This is a genomic window from Pseudonocardia sp. NPDC049154, assembly GCF_040648315.1.
Lineage (GTDB): Bacteria > Actinomycetota > Actinomycetes > Mycobacteriales > Pseudonocardiaceae > Pseudonocardia.
The window spans coordinates 30,747-48,357 of sequence record NZ_JBEZDN010000033.1 but is presented as its reverse complement, the minus strand read 5'-3'; the positions used below and the strand labels follow the sequence as shown (position 1 = coordinate 48,357).

Annotated in this window: 8 protein-coding genes; 4 read left to right on the top strand and 4 right to left on the bottom strand. The window is 75.0% G+C overall.

Annotated elements, in window-relative coordinates; all coding sequences use genetic code 11:
- Positions 1–3: 3 nt before the first annotated feature.
- On the bottom strand, positions 4–2,088 hold the full coding sequence (locus tag AB0B41_RS18130) for an acyltransferase family protein (protein WP_358204472.1): 2,085 nt from the start codon (positions 2,086–2,088) through the stop codon (positions 4–6).
- Positions 2,089–2,293: 205 nt separating this feature from the next.
- Between AB0B41_RS18130 and AB0B41_RS18125 the strand changes: the two genes are divergently transcribed.
- Positions 2,294–5,485 carry an arabinosyltransferase domain-containing protein gene (locus tag AB0B41_RS18125; protein ID WP_358204470.1) on the top strand — a complete coding sequence of 1,064 codons (3,192 nt, stop codon included), beginning with the start codon at positions 2,294–2,296 and terminating at the stop codon, positions 5,483–5,485.
- Positions 5,486–5,489: 4 nt separating this feature from the next.
- On the opposite strand, the gene AB0B41_RS18120 is transcribed toward AB0B41_RS18125, so the two are convergent.
- The gene (locus tag AB0B41_RS18120; RefSeq protein WP_358204467.1) at positions 5,490–7,280 is read right to left on the bottom strand and encodes a hypothetical protein; all 1,791 of its coding nucleotides are present in this window, start codon (positions 7,278–7,280) and stop codon (positions 5,490–5,492) included.
- A 161-nt stretch (positions 7,281–7,441) separates the two neighbouring features.
- Between AB0B41_RS18120 and AB0B41_RS18115 the strand changes: the two genes are divergently transcribed.
- Positions 7,442–10,345, top strand: coding sequence for an arabinosyltransferase domain-containing protein (locus tag AB0B41_RS18115; protein WP_358204465.1), 2,904 nt, complete (start codon positions 7,442–7,444; stop codon positions 10,343–10,345).
- Between the two features lie 110 nt (positions 10,346–10,455).
- Complete coding sequence (locus AB0B41_RS18110; protein ID WP_358204463.1) at positions 10,456–12,378, top strand: glycosyltransferase; 1,923 nt, start codon at positions 10,456–10,458, stop codon at positions 12,376–12,378.
- Between the two features lie 43 nt (positions 12,379–12,421).
- Here the strand turns inward: AB0B41_RS18110 and AB0B41_RS18105 are convergent, their stop codons facing one another.
- Together AB0B41_RS18105 and AB0B41_RS18100 are read right to left on the bottom strand one after the other, a co-directional pair.
- Positions 12,422–14,374 (bottom strand): glycosyltransferase, encoded by a 1,953-nt coding sequence (locus AB0B41_RS18105; protein ID WP_358204460.1) that lies wholly within the window; start codon positions 14,372–14,374, stop codon positions 12,422–12,424.
- Between the two features lie 105 nt (positions 14,375–14,479).
- Positions 14,480–15,943 carry a hypothetical protein gene (locus AB0B41_RS18100; RefSeq protein WP_358204458.1) on the bottom strand — a complete coding sequence of 488 codons (1,464 nt, stop codon included), beginning with the start codon at positions 15,941–15,943 and terminating at the stop codon, positions 14,480–14,482.
- Positions 15,944–16,245: 302 nt separating this feature from the next.
- Between AB0B41_RS18100 and AB0B41_RS18095 the strand changes: the two genes are divergently transcribed.
- Positions 16,246–17,445, top strand: a complete 1,200-nt coding sequence (locus AB0B41_RS18095; RefSeq protein WP_358204456.1) for an acyl-CoA dehydrogenase family protein — start codon at positions 16,246–16,248, stop codon at positions 17,443–17,445.
- Positions 17,446–17,611 lie beyond the last annotated feature (166 nt).

Sequence of the window (17,611 nt, the reverse complement as noted above, 5' to 3'; positions counted from 1 at the left end):
CCGCTAGCGGGACTGGCGCTCGGGGCCCCGCTGCCCTGCGATGTGCGGGGCGGCGTGCGGGCGGGCGTTCTTCACCCGGTGCTTCCCGCGGGCCAGCCGGGCGCCGACGAGCTGCTCGGACAGCTCCCGGGCCAGCTGCGGGTGCGGCGAGCGGAGGTCGGCGTTGCGGGCGTCGAGGAGCCTGCGGACGGCGCCGGACTGTGCCGGCAGCGGGGCGACCGCGGGGAAGGCCTGGGTCGGCGGCTCGACGAGCGGCAGCGGGACCACGGTCGGCAACGCCCGGGACGCCGGGTCCCGCCGGGCCACGGTGCTGTCGATCGCCGCGGCGGGCTCCGGCGCGGGGCGCGGCCGGCGGGGCTTGCGCTCCGGCCAGGAGCCGGCGCCGCTCAGCCCGATCGCGACCTCGGGCTCGAGCGAGACGGCGGGCAGGACCGCCGTGGCGGGGTCGCGCCGGGCCGCGTCGGTGTCGATCGGCACACCGAGGGCGGGACCGTCGACGGCCGTGACGACCGGGAGCGGCGCGGTCCGGGGGGCGGACGGTGTGTCGGAACGGTCAGCGGCGGCCGGCCGCGGACCGGTCGGGACGGACGGCATGCGGGCCACCTCCGGGTCGGGATCGGGAACGGCGCGGACGCCGGCGGGCGCCGCGGGCTCGGGAGCGGGCGCGACGGCACGGGGGTCCGGCGCGGTCCGCGCGAGGGGCACGACGGGGACGGGTGCGCCACCGACGCGCACGGATCCGTGTTCCTCCGCCCGCCGCGGCGCAGGGGCCACCGGCAACGGCAACGGCAGGACGACTGCGGGGCCCGCCGGGACCAGCCGGGCGAGGACGGTGGGCAGGCGGTCCCGGGCCTCGGCCACGCGCTGTGCCCACAGCGCCGGCATCTCCTTCATCGCGGCGCGTGCCGGCTCCTCGACGTGCCGGTAGAGCAGGTGCGCGGCAGGCACGGTCGCGACCAGCACGACGAGCGCGAGGACGTGCGCGAGGACGCCGCCGGGCGCGAGGAGGGAGCTGCCGCCGAAGCCGCCGTAGCGGCGCAGCGCGAGCCAGAAGACCTCGAACATCGGGATGTGGATCAGGTAGAGCGCGTAGGAGATCCGCCCGCCGTGCACCATCGCCGGCCGCGAGAGCCACCGCGCGACGCCCCGGTCGGCCAGGGCGAGCGCACCGACCAGCACCGGGAACAGCACCAGGACGGCACCCCCGCGGCCCGGGCCGGCGAGCTCGCCGGCGAGCAGCCCGGCGGCGATGAGCACCGGCGTGACCGAGGCGACGACGGAGGCCGGGCGGCGGACACCGGACCGGTGCCGCAGCCGTCGCACCGCGAGGAAGGTCAGGATCCCCGCGCCGAACCCGCAGAGGATCCGGACGAGCCAGCTCCACGGGTAGTAGGGACTGCCGGTCGTCAGGTAGGCCGCGGCCATCGGCGTCATCAGCGCGAGCGCGCCGCCCGCCAGCACCCCGGCGGGCAGGTTCCGCATCCGGTGGAACACCACGGCGACCAGCGGGAACAGCAGGTAGGCGAGCCACTCGGCGCTGATCGACCAGGTCGCCCCGACCCAGGACGCGCCGTCGAGGTACGGGTTGTCCCAGAGCTGCACCATGACCAGCTGCTGCAGCCACTCGCCGGGACTCAGCACCGGCTGGACCGCCTGGAAGGCGATGTCCGGGTCGCTGCCGTAGACGGCGCGGGCCACGAGCCAGATGCCGAACATGTGGAAGACCAGCGCGTAGGCCGGCCAGATCCGGCAGGCCCGAGCCCACACGAAGCGCCCGGTCCCGCCGGCGGTGAGCCGCGGCCCGAGCTGCTCCAGGTACGTGTAGGCGATCACGAAGCCGCTGAGCACGAAGAAGAGGTCCACGCCGAGCGCACCCTGCGTGACCCACGGCCCGAGCAGCCCGCTCACCACGGCGACGCCCGGCAGCGCGGTGAAGTGGAAGTGGAACAGCACGACCCATGCGGCGGCGACGGCGCGCAGACCGGTCAGGGCGCGCAGCTCGCCGCCTCGGGCGGGGGGCGAACCGGGGGCCGGCCCCGTGCTCGGCATGGCGTCCGACACGGTCGCGTGCTCGGCGGTCGTGGTCACATCGACCACAACGATGCCCCCGAGTAGCCGTCACGGGCGTCCCCCACAGAGCGCCCGAACGGCCCAATGGCTTACGCAGAGTGTCGTAACTACATGGATGTAGTTCTTGATGCCCGAACCGGATGACAGCCGGACGACAGTGTGCCGCACCACCCGGGAGGACGGGTCGAGCGACGCGCCGGGCCGGGAGATAGCCTCGGGCGTCGTGCTGACCACCGACACGGTGGACGAGGCACGCCGCAGCTCCCCTCCCCGGCGTGACTCCGCTCCCCCACACCACCGTCCCGGTCTGCGACGGCTCGCCGCCGGACTCGGCCTGCTCTCGGCCGTGCTCGCGCTCGCGATCCCGTTCCTGCCCGTGTCGCAGAACACCGCCCAGCTCAGCTGGCCCACGGCCGGTGGGGGCACCGCCCCCGTGACCGCTCCGCTCGTCGGCCTGCGCCCGGAGAGCTTCGACGCCACCGTCCCCTGCGCCGCCGTCCGCAGCCTCGACGCGCGGAGCCCGCAGGCGGGCACCGTCCTCACCACGACCGCCCCCGGAGCCCCCGACGGCGCCGCGGTGGGCATGCGGGTCAGCGTCGACGCCGGGCGGCTCGCCGTCGACGACCGCGGTGAACGGATCGCGGAGGCCGACCTCGCGGCGGGCGACTGCACGCTGGTCGTCCACTCCGACTGGGCGAGCACGACGGTCACGGTCGGTGGTCGGCAGCTCGCCGCGTTCGACGACGACCGCCGCCCGCAGGTCGTCGGGATCTGGTCGGACCTGGACCAGGCGCTCGACCCGGTGGCCGGCACGGACATCCGGTTCGCCACGGACAACCGCTTCGACAGCGCCCCCTCGGGGCTGAAGGTGGCGGCCGGGGCGCTCGCCGTCGTCGCCCTCCTCGGCTGCCTGCTGGTGCTGCGCCGGCTCGACGACCGGGACGGGCGCCGCCTGGTGCCCACCGGCCGGCTGTCGGGCCGGCTGCGCGGGCACGACTGGGTCCGCGACTCCACGGTCGTCGTGCTGCTGGGCGGCGCGATCGTCTTCGGCAGCATGACGCCGGACGACGGCTACATCCTCAACATCGCCCGCGGCACCTGGACCTCGGGATACGTCGGGAACTACTACCGCTGGTACGACGTCCCGGAGGCGCCGTTCGGCTGGTTCTACGAGCTGTACTCGAAGTGGATCGAGGTCAGCGACGCGGTCCTGTGGCTGCGGGTCCCGGCCTTCCTCATGGGCGTCGCGTCCTGGTTCCTGATCAGCCGCGCGCTGCTGCCGCGGCTCGGCACCCGGGTGCGCCGCAGCCGGTCCGCGGGGTGGGCCGCGGCCGGCGTGTTCCTCTGCTTCTGGATCCCCTTCGACAACGGCCTGCGCCCCGAGCCGGTCGTGGTCATCGCCGCGCTGTTGTCCCTGGTGCTGCTGGAGCGCGCCCTGGTCACGCAGCGGCTGCTGCCGATCGCCGGCGCGCTCGTCTCCGGCGCCTTCGCCGTGGCCGCCACGCCGACCGGGCTGATCGCCTTCGCGCCGCTGCTCGCCGCCGCCCGTCCGCTGCTGCGCCTGCTCGCGAAGCGGGCCCGCAAGGCCGGGTGGCTGGTGGTGATGCTGCCGCTGCTGGCCGCCGGTGTGATCGTGCTCGTCGCGGTGTTCGACGACCAGACCTGGGCCTCGGTCGCCGAGGCCACCCGGGTGCGCACCGAGATCGGCCCCAACCAGCCCTGGTACCAGGAGCTCTCCCGCTACCAGCTGCTGTTCTCGGACAGCCGGGACGGCTCCCTCATGCGCCGCTTCCCGGTGCTGCTGCTCCTGCTGCTGCTCGGGGTGAGCATCGCGGTGCTGCTGCGGCGCGGCCGGATCCCGGGGGCCGCCCTGGGCGTGTCCCGGCGGCTGATCGGCAGCAGCCTGCTCGCGTTCGTCGTGCTGGCGTTCACCCCGACCAAGTGGACGCACCACTTCGGCGCGTTCGCCGCGCTCGGTGCCGGCATGGCCGCGATCGCCGCCCTGGCCACCGGCACGAGCGTGCTGCGGTCCCGCCGCAACCAGGCACTGCTGGTGGCGGCACTGCTGGGTGCGACCGCGCTGGCCTTCGCCGGCCCGAACACCTGGTGGTACGTCTCGAACTGGGGCGTGCCGTGGTTCGACAAGCCGCCGTCGGTGAACGGGATCTCGGCGACCTCGCTGCTGCTGGTCGCCGCGGCGCTCGCGCTGGTCTACGCGCTGGCCGAGCACCTGCGCGGGCCCGCGATCCCGCGTCCCCTGCCGGCCGACGGCCGGGGCCCGCGGCTCAACAACGCCCCGATCGCCGTGATCTGTGCGCTGGTGGTGGTCTTCCAGATCGCGTCGCTGGCGAAGGGCGTGCAGAAGCAGTGGGGCACGTACTCGCTGGCCGCGGACATCGTCCAGGACCCGACCGGCTCGCGCTGCGGACTCGCCGGGCGGGTGCTCGTCGAGACCGACCCCGAGGCGGGCGTGCTCCCGCCGGCGGCCGGGCCGGGCGGCCCGCCGGAGACCGTCGGGTTCGTCCCGGACGGGGTCCCGCCGAGCGGGCCCGGCTCGTTCCGCGACTCCGACGGCGCGGGCAACCACGATCCCGCCGTCACCGGCACCGGCCCGCACGGCGGCCGCGTGAATGGCAGCTGGAGCGCCGACCAGCAGGCGATCGGCGACTACCGCAGCGGCTGGTACGCCCTGCCGCAGGTCGCCCGGGACGGGTCCGTCCCACTGGTCCTCGGCATCGCCGGGCAGGTGGGCGGCGGCACGTCGCTGACCCTGGAGTTCGCGCGCGGCGACCAGGTCGTCGACCGGATCGAGCCGGACGGCGCGTCCGGCACCGTCACGACCACCGCGGACCCGCTCGGCACCGCCTCGTCCGGGCTGGGCTGGCGGGACGTCCGGCTGCCCCTGTCCGGGGCGGCGGCGACCGCCGACACCGTGCGGGTCGTCGCGTCCGACCGCGCCCTCGGCCAGGACGGCTGGATCGCCGTGGCCGAGCCGCGGGTCCCGCAGCTGACCCCGCTCACCACCGTGACCGCGGGCACGGCGGGCTACACCGACTGGCCGACGGCCTTCCCCAGCCCGTGCCTGCGCCCCTTCGGAGTGCACCGCGGGGTCGCCGAGATGCCGGGCTACCGGATCCTGGCCGACACCCAGCAGCGCGAGGTCGGCGACAACTGGGGCTTCCCCTCGACGGGCGGCCCGCAGGGGTGGATCGACCAGGTGGCCCGGCAGCGGGTGCTGCCGACCTACCTGCAGGGCCAGTGGGACTTCGACTGGGGCCAGCTGCGGATGCTGGAGCCGTGGTCCCCGACGCCGGGCGGGCCGGACGTCGAGCGGGGCACCCGCACCACGTGGGGCTGGCAGAAGGTGGGCGAGATGGGCGAGGCGCCGGCGGACCCGCCGCTCGACCGCCCGTGACGGGTCAGGCGCCGCAGCGGGCGGCGGCCTCGGCCGCCTCCCGCGGGTACCGGTAGGACGTCCGCTCGACCGCCCCGGTGAGGTTGTCCCGGAACCGGTCGGCGGTCAGCGGGTCCCGGTACGAGGCCAGCACCTCGCGGGTCGCGGGGCAGCTCAGCGCGCGGCGGGCGTCGTCGACGAAGGCCGGCCCGACGAAGCCGGTGTCGCCGCGTACACCGGCGTCGGCGAGGAACCACTCCGGCAGCAGGTCCTTGTCGTGCCCGATCCGCCCGCCGGGCACCCCGGTCGCGTGCCCGGCGACCGGGTTGACGAGACCGACGCCGTCGAGCACCCGGACGTCGAGCGGGGCGAGCTCGCCGGCCACACCGAGGTTGAGCCACACCAGCGTGTTCCGCGCGGAGTCGGCCGGATAGACGTACCACTGCCCGCCGCCGACGATCGCGAGCGACGACCCGGGCGCCGCCCCGACCCGCGCGACCCCCTCGCCGACCATCGGGTGCGCCGCGTAGTCCTCGGCGGTGACCGGGTGCGGGTGGCCGAGCAGCAGGACGTAGTACAGCCGCTCGTTGGCGATCCAGTGCGGGCCGAGGTGCTCGCCGTAGGCCGGGCGCAGCGAGGTCAGACAGAACGCCGCCCACACCAGCGTCCCGAGGACCGGGACCAGGGCCCAGCGCGTGGCCGGGACCACCATCACGGGCAGGAGCAGCGAGAACAGCGCGGGCAGCAGCATCCGGCCGTGCATGAAGTCGCCGCCGACCCGGGTGACGTACAGGCCCAGCAGCAGCCCGGCGACGACCGGCGCCAGGGCCACCACGGCCGTCGCGCCGCGGGTGCCGACCGGCACCGGGCCGGTCCGGCCGCGCCGGCTCAGCAGCGCGAGCGCGACGAGCGCGACGCCGGCGCCCGCGAACCACAGCCGGTAGGTCTCCAGCAGGTCCAGCAGGTACCAGCCGCCCTGGTCCCAGCGGGAGTCGCTCGCCTCCTTGGCCAGCGCCGTCGACGGCACGAGCAGCCCGTAGTAGCCCATCCGGAAGATCTCGTAGCCGACCGGCACCACCGCGGCGACGGCGGCGAGCGCGAGCAGCCGGCGCACGCCCCGGCGCCACTCCAGCACCACGAACGCGGCCGCGACGACCAGCCCGGCGAGCGCGAGGTCCGGCCGCACCAGCGGCGCCAGCCCGACGACGACGGCGAGGGGCCACGCCCGTCCGGCCGCCTCGCCCCGGCGCACCTGCAGCCGCCGGACGAGCAGCCACCAGCTCAGTCCGAGCCAGCCGGTGATCAGTCCGGTCTCCAGGCCCGACGTCCCGAAGTCCCAGAACGGCGGCAGCACCAGCACCACCAGCGCGCCGGCCGGCAGGATCAGCCGCGCGCGGTGCAGCCGGCGGGCGGCGTCGACCGCGAACCCCAGCCCGGCCAGGGACAGCAGCAGGCCGAGGACGACGGCGGCCCAGTTGAGCGAGATCCCGGGCACGAGGCCCGGGATCGCGAGGAGGTAGGTCCAGAGGGTGGAGGTGTTGGCCTCCACCCGCTCGCCGGCGTTGAAGACCGGCCCGTCCCCGGCCAGCAGGTTGCGTACGGTCCGGAGCACGATCAGGCCGTCGTCGCTCACCCAGCGGCGGTTCCAGACCAGCGCGGCGAACACCCCGAGGAGCACGACCAGGACGGCCGCGTTCCAGAGGCCGGGCCGGGGCCGGCGGTCGGTGCGACCGGGCGGGAGCCCGACCGGGACGTGGTGGACCGGCGCGACGGTGTCGATTGCCTGCTCCTCATCACTCGCGTGCGGTGTCCTCAACGAGCCTTCCCAGGGGCAGGCCGGGACATTCTGGCGGATGGATCACGAATCGCGACCGACCCACCGCCCCGGAGCGCGGCGTGTCGCGAGCGGGCTGGCACTGTGTCCGCGTGGTCTCCCCCGCGCGCCCCGCCCCCGACGCGACGCGGGAGGACCCTCCGGTGCCCGTCGCCCCGCCGCGGCGGCGGCCCGGGGTCCTCGCCGCCCTGCTCGGGCTCGTCGTGCTGGCGTGCGCGGTCGCCTTCCCCTTCGCGCCGGTGGTGCAGCCCGAGGCCCGCTACGACTGGGGCGGCCCGGGCGCGGTCCCCACCGCGCTGCCGCTCATGCCCTACCAGCCCGTCTCGCTCACGGCAGCGGCCACGTGCGACGCCGCCCGCGCGCTCGGCGAGGGCACGCTCCTCGCGACGACCCCGGCCGCGCCGGACCCCCGCGCGACCCCGCTCGACGGCCTGCGGATGGAGGTCGCCGCCGGATCGCTCCGCGTGACCACGGCCGGCGTCGAGCTCGATCCGCTGCCCCTGCCCGCGGGCGGCTGCACGGTCGAGTTCCGCAGCGACACCACGGCCACGACGCTGCTGCTCAACGGCGCGCCGGTCGTCTCCCGTCCCGGGGACCTGCGGCCGGGCGTCGCCGCGGTCCTCACCGACGCCCCCGACACCTCCGACCTGCGGCTGCAGCTCACCGCGGACACCCGCTTCCAGACCTCGATCACGCCGCTCAAGGCCGCGATCGCCGTCGTCGGGGCGCTGGCGCTGGTCGCGATGGTCGTCGTGCTGGCCCGGGGCGAGCGGCGCCGTGCGGTCCGGGTGCTCCCCCGCCGCTGGTGGCGGCCCCGGCTCCCCGACCTGACCGTGACCGCGGTGCTCGCGGTCTGGTGGGTGTCCGGGCCGGTGACCGTCGACGACGGCTACATCGCCGGGATCGTCCGCGACCGCGGCAGCAGCGGGTTCGTGGGCAACGTCTACCGCTGGCTCAACGCCCCCGAGGCGCCCTTCAGCTGGTTCTACGACCTCTACTACGCCTGGTCGCAGGTCTCGGCCTCGACGGCCTGGATGCGGCTGCCGTCGATCCTGCTCGGGCTCGTCACGTGGGGCCTGGTGTCCCGCTGCGTGGTGCCCCGGCTGCTGCCGCGGGCGGGTCGCGGCGTCGCCTGGCTCTCCGCGCTCACCTTCCTCGCCTGGTGGCTGCCCTACACGCTCGGCCTGCGGCCGGAGCCGTGGGTCGCCGTCGGGACGGTGCTGGCCCTCGTGGGCGTGGAGCGCGCGATCGCGCTGCGGCGGGTGACCCCGCTGGTCCTGGCCCTGCTCGCGGCGGGCGTGACGACGGCGGTCACGCCGGGCGGGCTGATGGCCTTCGCGCCCGTGGTCGCCGGCCTGGTGCCGGTGCTGCGGACGCTGCGCCGCAGCGGTCTCGGCCCGGTCCCCCTCGTGCTGGTGCTGCTGGCGGGCCCGGCGGCCGCGGTGTTCCTCATGGTGTCCGACCAGAGCCTCGCCGCGATGCTCGAGGCCACCCGGGTCCGGACGCTGATCGGGGGCGGCCAGCCCTGGTACGACGAGTACAACCGCTACGCCCTGCTGCTCACGCAGGACGACCTGCAGGGCTCGCTGGGCAAGCGCGCGCCCGTGCTACTCACGCTCCTCGCGGCCGTCGCGGCGCTGTGTTCGGTGCTGTGGGCGGCCGGGCGCCGGATCCCGCCGGGGCCGACCCGGCGGATCGCCGTGGTGTTCCTGCTCGGGCTCGCGTCGATGACCGCCACCCCGACCAAGTGGACCCAGCACTTCGGCGACCTCGCCGGGATCGGCGCGGCGGTGCTGCTGGTCGGGATCGTGGCCGTCGGGCGCCGGGCCCTGGCCGGGCGGACGGGGCCGTGGCTCGCCGGGCTCGGCGCGCTCGCCGTCGTCGGGTCGCTGGTGCTCGCCGGGCAGAACGTGTGGCCCTTCGTCTCCAACTGGTGGGGCCTGACCTGGAGCACGCTCCCGCCGGTCGTCGCGGGCGTCGAGCTCGCGCCCGTGTGGCTGGTCGCCGGGCTCGTCCTGGTCGCGGTGGCGCTGCTCGTGCTCGCCTGGCGGCGCTCGGGCGGCGGGACCGGGCGGCCGCCGCGGTGGCTCCCGAGCCCGGCCGCCGTCACGACCGTGCTGCTCACGGCGGTGGTCCTGCTGCAGGTCGGGTCGTTCGCGCGCACCGGCTGGCAGCACCGCGACAGCTACACGCTCCTGTCCGACGCCGTGTCCACCGCCCGTGGCGCACCGTGCGGGCTGCAGGAGCGGTTGTCCGTGGAGACCGACCCGGCCGCGGGGCTGCTGCCCGCCCTGCCCGGACCGTCGGCGCTGCCGCCGGAGCCGGTCGACGCGGGCGGCACCGAGCTGCCGGGGATCCGGGCGGCCGGGACCGGCGACACGGCGTGGTTCGCCCTCGACCCGGCACAGCGGTCGCGCGAGCTCCCGGTGGTCGTGACGGTCGCGGGTGTGCTGCGACCCGGCGACACCCTCGCCGCCGAGTTCGCGGGGGACGGCGAGCCGCTCGAGCGCGCCGCGCTGAAGCCCGACGGCGAGGTCCCGCAGGACGTCCGGCTGCTCGCCCCCGACGGCGCGACGCGGGTCCGGCTCGTCGTCGACGTCCGGGAGCCCGTCGACATCCCCGCCGTCGCGACCCTGCCCCGGGTCCCGCGGCTCACGCCGATGGACGAGGTCCTCCCGGCCGGGACCGAGGCGATCCTCGACTGGCCCGTCGCCTTCGTCCTCCCGTGCCTGACCCCGGCTCCGCTCCCGCTCGGCACCACGGTGCTCCCGCAGTGGCGGGTCGCGCCGCCGCAGCGCGACGACTCGGCCGGGATCACCTACGCGCCGAACTACGGGGGACCGTTCGCCGCAGCCCGCACGCTCGTGATCGAGCAGCGGATGGCGACCTACCTCGCCGGCGACCCGACCCGCGACGCCGCCCAGGTCTATCGCTGGGTGCCCGCCCGGCCCCTTGCCGTCGCGACGCCGCAGGTCACCGACCGCACGGTCGGTGGCTGGGTGCACACCGGGCGTACCCGTGTCCCCGGTCTCGATCCCGTCGGCTGAGGCGCGCCCGCCCGCCTGCGACGCACGTCATACCCCACAATGGGGCGACCGACGCCCTTCGGCCCGGCTCCGCCGGTCCGACCCCCGCACCGGAGGACTGAGCCGCACCCATGCTTCGCACAGAGACGCCGGACGAACCCCTGGCCGCACCGGCGTCCCCGGAGCGTCGCGCGGAAGGCCCGGTGCGGCTGACCGTGCAGCGCGGGCTCTTCTTCGGCCCCTCCGCGCTGGCGCCCGAGGACCTCTACTCGGTGGTCGAGAAGGGCGTGGCGCGCCGCGAGCGCGGCCGGGTCCGCCTCACCCCGGGCACCCGGGTCCACACCAACACCTACTTCGGCCGGCTCTACGCCACCTACTGGCAGCGCTGGACGGCCGTCGACCGGGTGGAGGTCACGGCGGTCGCCGCGGGCGAGGGCCGGGTCCGGCTGTTCGCCTCGGACACCAACAAGGTCTCCCGCATCGTCGACGCGGTCGACGTCGGCACCGCCGCCGGTCCCGAGACGCGGGAGATCCGGCTGTCGGGCCCGATCGACCGCTTCCTCGACGGCGGCGGCATGTGGCTGGAGATCACCACCGAGACCGGTGAGCTCACCGTGTCGGAGGTGCGCTGGAGCGTCGTCGCTCCGCGGTCGGTGCCGCCGACGGACATCGTGATCTGCACGTACAACCGCGTCGAGGAGTGCCTCGACACCATGCAGGCCCTCGCCGACGACCCGGAGGCCCTCGCCGTGGTCGGCGTGGTCCGGGTGGTGGACCAGGGCAGTGACCCGCTGGAGTCGCGGGACCGGTTCGCCGCCGTGTCGAAGGCACTGGGCGACAGGCTCGTCTACCTGCGCCAGCCGAACCTCGGCGGGGCGGGCGGGTTCACCCGCGGCCTGTACGAGGCCACCGCCGGGACGCCGGAGGAGCACCGCGACGTCCTGCTCATGGACGACGACGTGATGCTCGAGCCCGAGATCCTGATCCGGCTCACGGCGTTCGCGGCCTGCACGCCGCAGCCGACGATCGTCGGCGGGCAGATGCTGAACCTGCTCCACCCGGCGCACCTGCACATCTCCGGCGAGCGGGCCGACCCCGAGAACCTGATCAACGGCCTCCCGACGCCCGGCTCGCTGCGCGAGGCCTACCTGCTCGGGCTCGACGAGCGGCTGCTCCCCATCAACCAGGAGCGGCGCACCGACACCGAGTACAACGGCTGGTGGTCCTGCCTGATCCCGGCGGAGGTCGTCCGCCGGATCGGCTACCCGCTGCCGATCTTCTTCCAGTGGGACGACGTCGAGTTCGGCTACCGCGCCCGTGCGGCCGGCTTCCCCACCGTCTCCCTCCCCGGCGCCGGCGTGTGGCACGGCGACTTCGGGTGGAAGGACTGGGACGAGTGGCACCGCTACTTCAACCTGCGCAACGGGTTGATCATGGCGGCGCTGCACACCGGCTTCTCCACGAAGACGATCATCGCCCGGGTCCGGCACCTGCTGTCGGTGTACCTGATCGGCATGCACTACGGGCTGTCGGCCACGCTGCTGCAGGCCGTGGAGGACTTCCTGGAGGGCCCGGAGATCCTGCGGGACGGCTCGGCCGGGTCCGCGACCCGCATCCGCCGGGTCCGCGCGGACTACCCCGAGACGACCGTCCACAAGCTCACCGACCTGCCCGAGGACTTCCGGGCCCTCACCGTGCAGCGGGCCGGCGGCGAGCCCAGCAACGAGAGCCTGACCTGGGTCAAGCGTGCCGTCTACCAGCTGCTCGGCAAGGCGCCGTACCCGATGGGCTTCATCCCCGCCGGGGACGCGCACTGGTGGCACGTCGGGCTGTTCGAGCGGGCCGTCGTCACGGACATGGGCGAGCAGGGCGTCCGCATCCGACAGCGGGACAAGGCCAAGCTGATCGCGCTGGCCCGCCGCGGCCTGCAGGCGATGCGCCGGCTGCACACCGAGGGCCCGGCGGTGGCCGAGCGCTACCGCGCCGCGGCGCCGGAGCTGACGAGCCGGGAGAACTGGACCCGGCTGTACGGGCTCGAGGAGAAGACGGACTGACCGGTTCCGGCCGCCCCTCGCCGGGGCGGCCGGGACCCGCGTCCTACTTGTCGAAGATCTCCTCCGACCACGCCTGCCGGCTGGTCAGCCAGGCAAGCGCGTCGGTGTAGCGGGTGCGCAGCAGCGGCCACTGCCGGGCGACCTCGCGATGGAGCTCGAACGACTCCTTCACCATCCGCCTGAACAGCTCCGGGTCGCGGCGGCGGAAGGTGACCCCGCGGCCGTCCGGCGTCGACACGGTGGCGGAGTCGAGCCCGGCCAGCACGAACCACTGGGCCTGCTTCCACGGCACGTTCCGCTGCGGCACCTCGGCGTGCGCCGGGCTGGGCGTCCTGAGGTTGCGCAGCACGCCCTTCGCGAGGCCGAGGCCGACCTTCACCTTGCCGACCGGGGGCTCCGGGAACAGCTGGGCGCCCAGCGCGTCGAGGGTCGACAGGGGCACCTCGGTCGCGGACTGCAGCGGGCGGCCGTCGTCGTACTCCGCGCGCTCGGCCCGGATCTCGCCGAGCACCACCGGGAGCTTCGCGAACAGCGCCTCCGGGCCCGCGAGGAAGTCCTTGAGCCCCTTGATCTGCAGCGCGACGGCCGAGTACTCCATGAGCATCAGGTGCCGCAGGGTGCGCTTGAACGACTCCTGCAGCAGCGCCTTCGGCGAGTCCGGCCCGTGCAGCGCCGCCGCGACGTAGCGGTTGCGGTAGTGGAAGTAGGCCTGCCAGTCGCTGGAGTCGTCCTTCTCGATGAAGGACATGTGCCAGATCGCGATGCCCGGCACGGTCGCCGTGCGGTAGCCGCGGCCGCGGGCGCGCAGGCCGTACTCGGCGTCGTCCCACTTGATGAACAGCGGCAGCGGCAGGCCCAGGTCCTCGGCGACGGCGCGCGGGATCAGGCACATCCACCAGGCGTTGTAGTCGACGTCGACGCGGCGGTGCAGCCACGGCGTCTGCCGCAGGGTCTGCTCGGCCAGGTCGTGGTGCGGGTGGGTGTCCGGCGCGACCCGCCACATGAACTGGTTGCGGTCGACGACCTCGCCCATGGTCGACAGCTGCGAGCGGGCCTGCAGGGACAGCATCTGCCCGCCGACCAGCATCGGCTCCCGCGAGAACCGGGAGAACGCGACGGCCCGCAGGACCGAGTCCGGCTCGAGCAGGATGTCGTCGTCCATGAAGAGGATCTGCTCGCAGTCGGTGGACCCGAGCGCCTCGTACATCACCCGCGCGTAGCCGCCGGAGCCGCCGAGGTTGGGCTGGTCGACGATCCGCAGCCGGTCCCCCAGGACCGCCGCCGCCTGCTCGTAGCCGGCCTGCTCGCGGACCTTCTGCGTGCCCTGGTCCGGCAGGATCACAGCGGTCACGGCCGCGAGCACGGCCGGGTCCTCGCCGATCGCGGTCAGGGTCGCGACGCAGTCCGCCGGCCGGTTGAAGGTCGGCATGCCGATGGTGACGGCCGCGCGGCCCGGCGCGGCGGTCGGGGCGTGCCAGCCGCCCTCGTGCAGGACCAGCTCGCCGTCGTCCGTGGTGAGGTCGAACCAGTACCAGCCGCCGTCCTCGAACGGGCGCAGGTCCAGCGGGAGGTCCAGCTCCTGCCGGCCCTCGACCCGCTGCCCGGTGACGTAGATGTGCGAGCCGTCCGCCTTCGACCGGTAGACGTCGACCCGGCCCGACCCCTCCAGCGTGAGCTTCAGCCGGATGTCGGTGAGCGTGGACCAGGCGCGCCAGTAGCCCGCGGCGAAGCCGTTGAAGTACGCGCCGAAGGACACCTCGCTCTGCGCCGGCAGCACGGCCGAGGTCCGCGAGGTCACCCGCAGCGCCCGCCCGGTGCTCGCCGAGACGGTGAGCGTCATCGGCTTCTCCTGCGACCCCGTCGTGGGCTCGGTCGGCGCCAGCGTGGTGCCGGTCCGCTCGTCGACGTAGAGCGCGCGGACCGCCAGCGGGTCCGCCGGGCGGGGGAGGATGATCCGCTGCAGCAGCGTGTCGGCGGTCCCTTCGCGCGTGGGCACGGAGGCGGGCTTCTCAGCCGAGGTGGTCGTGGGCACAGTCGTCGTCACTCGGTCCTCGGTGTCTCGCTACCGGTCGGGGCAACGGCCGAGGGTAGCCACGCCGTGTCAGGACGCCGACGACCGGGTACCGGCCGCCTCCCTGGCGATCTCCTCGCGGAGCACCGCGAGGACCCGCTGCGCGGAGTTGCCCGCGCCGAAGAGTTCGTCGACGGTGCGGCGCTGCGCGTCGGCGAGCGGATCGGGGTGCCCGGAGAGGAACTTGTCCGCCAGCCGCCGCGCCTCGTCGACCGCGCGCACGGTGTGCACCCCGCGCACGACCCGACGGCCGATCTCGTTGAACGGGCGGTGGCCCTCACGCTCCACGAACACCAGCGGTTTCCCGAACAGCTGGTACTCGACCAGCATCGACAGCCCGTCCGTGATCATGAGGTCCGACGCGGCCAGGGTCGGCCCGTACTCCGCCTCCGACAGCACGGCGGTGTTGGGCAGGTCCGACCACCGGCGCATCCAGTCGTCGAACTCCTCCCGCGAGATCGGCGAGTCCTCCGCGTCGGGCAGGGGGAGCAGCGCGGGATGGGGCATGAACACGAACTCGGTGTCCGGACTGCGCGCGGCCCAGTCCAGCATCTCCGCCCGCATGAGGTGGAAGGCGCCGAAGTCCGTCCAGCCGCGGGCGATCGTGTGGTGCGCCGACCAGACCACGCGCCCCGGCCGCCGCGGCCGGTCACCCGACAACGGCCACCGCGGCACGGCGGCCCGCAGCCGGTCCGCCTTCGGGTGTCCGACCACCCGGAACTGCGTGCCCGCCCGCGCACCGTCCCGGACGGCGATCTCGCGCATCAGCTCGTTCGCACAGAAGACGAGCCAGGCGGCGCGGTGGAACGGGGCGTCGACGGCGGTGTTGGGCGTGCGCGGGTCCGGGACGTTGCGGACGATGTTCATCGTCTCGTACGGGACCAGGCAGGTCCGGGCGAAGCCGAGCCGCTCGGTCGCGAACTCGTCCGGCACGTCCGCGTCCCACTGCGACTGCCGGAAGATGACGTCCGGCTCGATGGCCTTGACCAGCTGCAGGAGGTCCTGCTCGCCGTCGGCCGCCAGCCGGAGGTGGGGCACCGCGCGGCCGGTGAGGCCCTCGTGCACCTCCTGCTCGCCGTAGAAGCCGTCGGAGCCGCGGAACCGGCGCGGGATCGACGCCACGACCGGCTCGAAGTCCTCGCTGCCCCCCATCGCCTCGACCAGCGGGTGCGTGGCGTCCCATGAGCCGAGCACGTGCGCGAGGAACAGCACCCTGATCGGGGTGCGGTGCAGGGTCGCGCGGCGGGCGACGAGGTGGATCGAGTCGCGGAGCTCCGAGTAGCGGTCCGGCACCCCGTCGACCGTCGAGCCGACGTCGTCGAGCCGCGCACGGACGGCGCCCAGCTCCTCGCGGGTGCGGTGCAGCTCGGTGTCGATCGCCGACAGGTGCCGGTCGAGCTCCCGCATCTGCACCGGCAGCTCCCGTAGCCGGCGGAACTGCGCCCGGGCGCGGCGGGGCAACGCGCGCAGGGCACGCAGGCGCGCCGCGCTCACCTCGCGTGTCCCTCAGGCCGACGCCGGGTGAACATCCGGTGAACCGCCATACGTACGACCGTACGGATCATCGCGCCCGACCCGCCCGGCGCGGCGATCGTCGTCGGGCAGCGGCCGCCCTCGATCGACGACCGGCGGACGGACCGGGACTAACCCGGCGAGGTCCGTCCCGCCCACCGCTTCCCGACCCGGTACCCCGGTGGGTACCGAGAGTGACAGGATCTCACTCAACGGAGTCGTCGTTGGTCGGACGTGGTCCGGCGACCGGATCCGCGAGCCCTGCAGCGTCGGAGAGGACACTGATGACCGCGATCGACCACCGCGCCGTCCCGGCGGGCGCGGCCCGCTTCGGCGACCTCTTCGCCCGGATCGCCGTCGGTGCGGCCGACCGCGAGCGGGCGCGCGAGCTGCCGTTCGAGCAGGTGCAGTGGCTGCGGGAGGCCGGGTTCGGGGCCGTGCGGGTGCCGCTCGAGCGGGGCGGCTCGGGCGTCGACCTGCCGGAGCTGTTCGGCCTCGTGATCGCGCTCGCCGAGGCGGACCCGCACGTCGCGCACCTGCTCCGGGGCCACTTCGGGTACCTCGAGGGCCGGCTGCAGGCGGCGGACGGGCCGGTCCGGGACGCCTGGCTGGACCGCGCGGCCGCCGGGCAGATCGTCGGGAACGCCTCCAGCGAGACGAACGACAAGGTCTCGACGGAGCTCGACACCGTGCTGCGCCGCTCGGGCAGCGGGTACCTGTTGACCGGCCGGAAGTACTACAGCACCGGCACGATCTTCGCCGACTGGATCGCCGCGACCGCGATCCTCGACGGCGCCCGCATGTCCGTCGCCGTGCCGGCGACCGCGGCCGGGGTGCGCCGGCTCGACGACTGGGACGGCTTCGGCCAGGGCCTGACCGGCAGCGGCACCACGATCTTCGACTCGGTGGCCGTGGAGGCCGTGCACGTCGGGCCGTACGAGAACCCCGGCGCGAGCACGTCGGCCGCGTTCTACCAGGTCTACCTGCTGGCGGTGCTGGCCGGGATCGGCCGCGCGCTCGTGCGCGACGCGGTGGAGTTCGTCCGGCCCCGCACGCGCTCCTTCCTCACCGGCCGCGGCGTGCTGCCTCGCGAGGACCCGCTGATCCAGCAGGTGGTGGGGCGGCTGTCCGCCGCGGCGTTCACCGCCGAGTCCCTCGTCCTGACCGCCGCCCGGGAGCTGCAGGCCGCGACCGACTCCGTGGGCGTCGACGGCCCGGACCCGGTTCTCGCGGACCGGGCGGAGCTCGCGGCGTACCGGGCCCAGCTCGTCGTCGGGGACACGATCCTCGAGGCGGCCGACCGGCTGTTCGAGGTCGGCGGTGCCTCCGCCCTCGACCGCTCCCGGCTGCTCGACCGGCACTGGCGGAACGCCCGCACCCTCGCCTCGCACAACCCGGCCGTGTTCAAGGCCCGGATCATCGGCGAGCACCTGCTGCTCGGCACCTCGCCGGCGGTGCGCTGGGGCAACCCGCAGGGCGGCTGACTCGTCAGTCGCCGCCGCCGAGGGCGTCCGGCCCCAGTCGATGGCCACGATCCTCGCCGCGCTCGACGGGCACGGGCTCATCGAGCGCCGCCCCGACCCCGGAGACGGGCGCCGGCAGCTGATCACGCTGTCGGCCGCGGGGCGCGAGCGCGCGGCCGGCGACCGG

Coding starts and splice junctions, on each gene's coding strand:
- AB0B41_RS18110 (WP_358204463.1), top strand. CDS start 10,456: ATGCTTCGCACAGAGACGCCGGACGAACCCCTGGCCGCACCGGCGTCC.
- AB0B41_RS18095 (WP_358204456.1), top strand. CDS start 16,246: ATGACCGCGATCGACCACCGCGCCGTCCCGGCGGGCGCGGCCCGCTTC.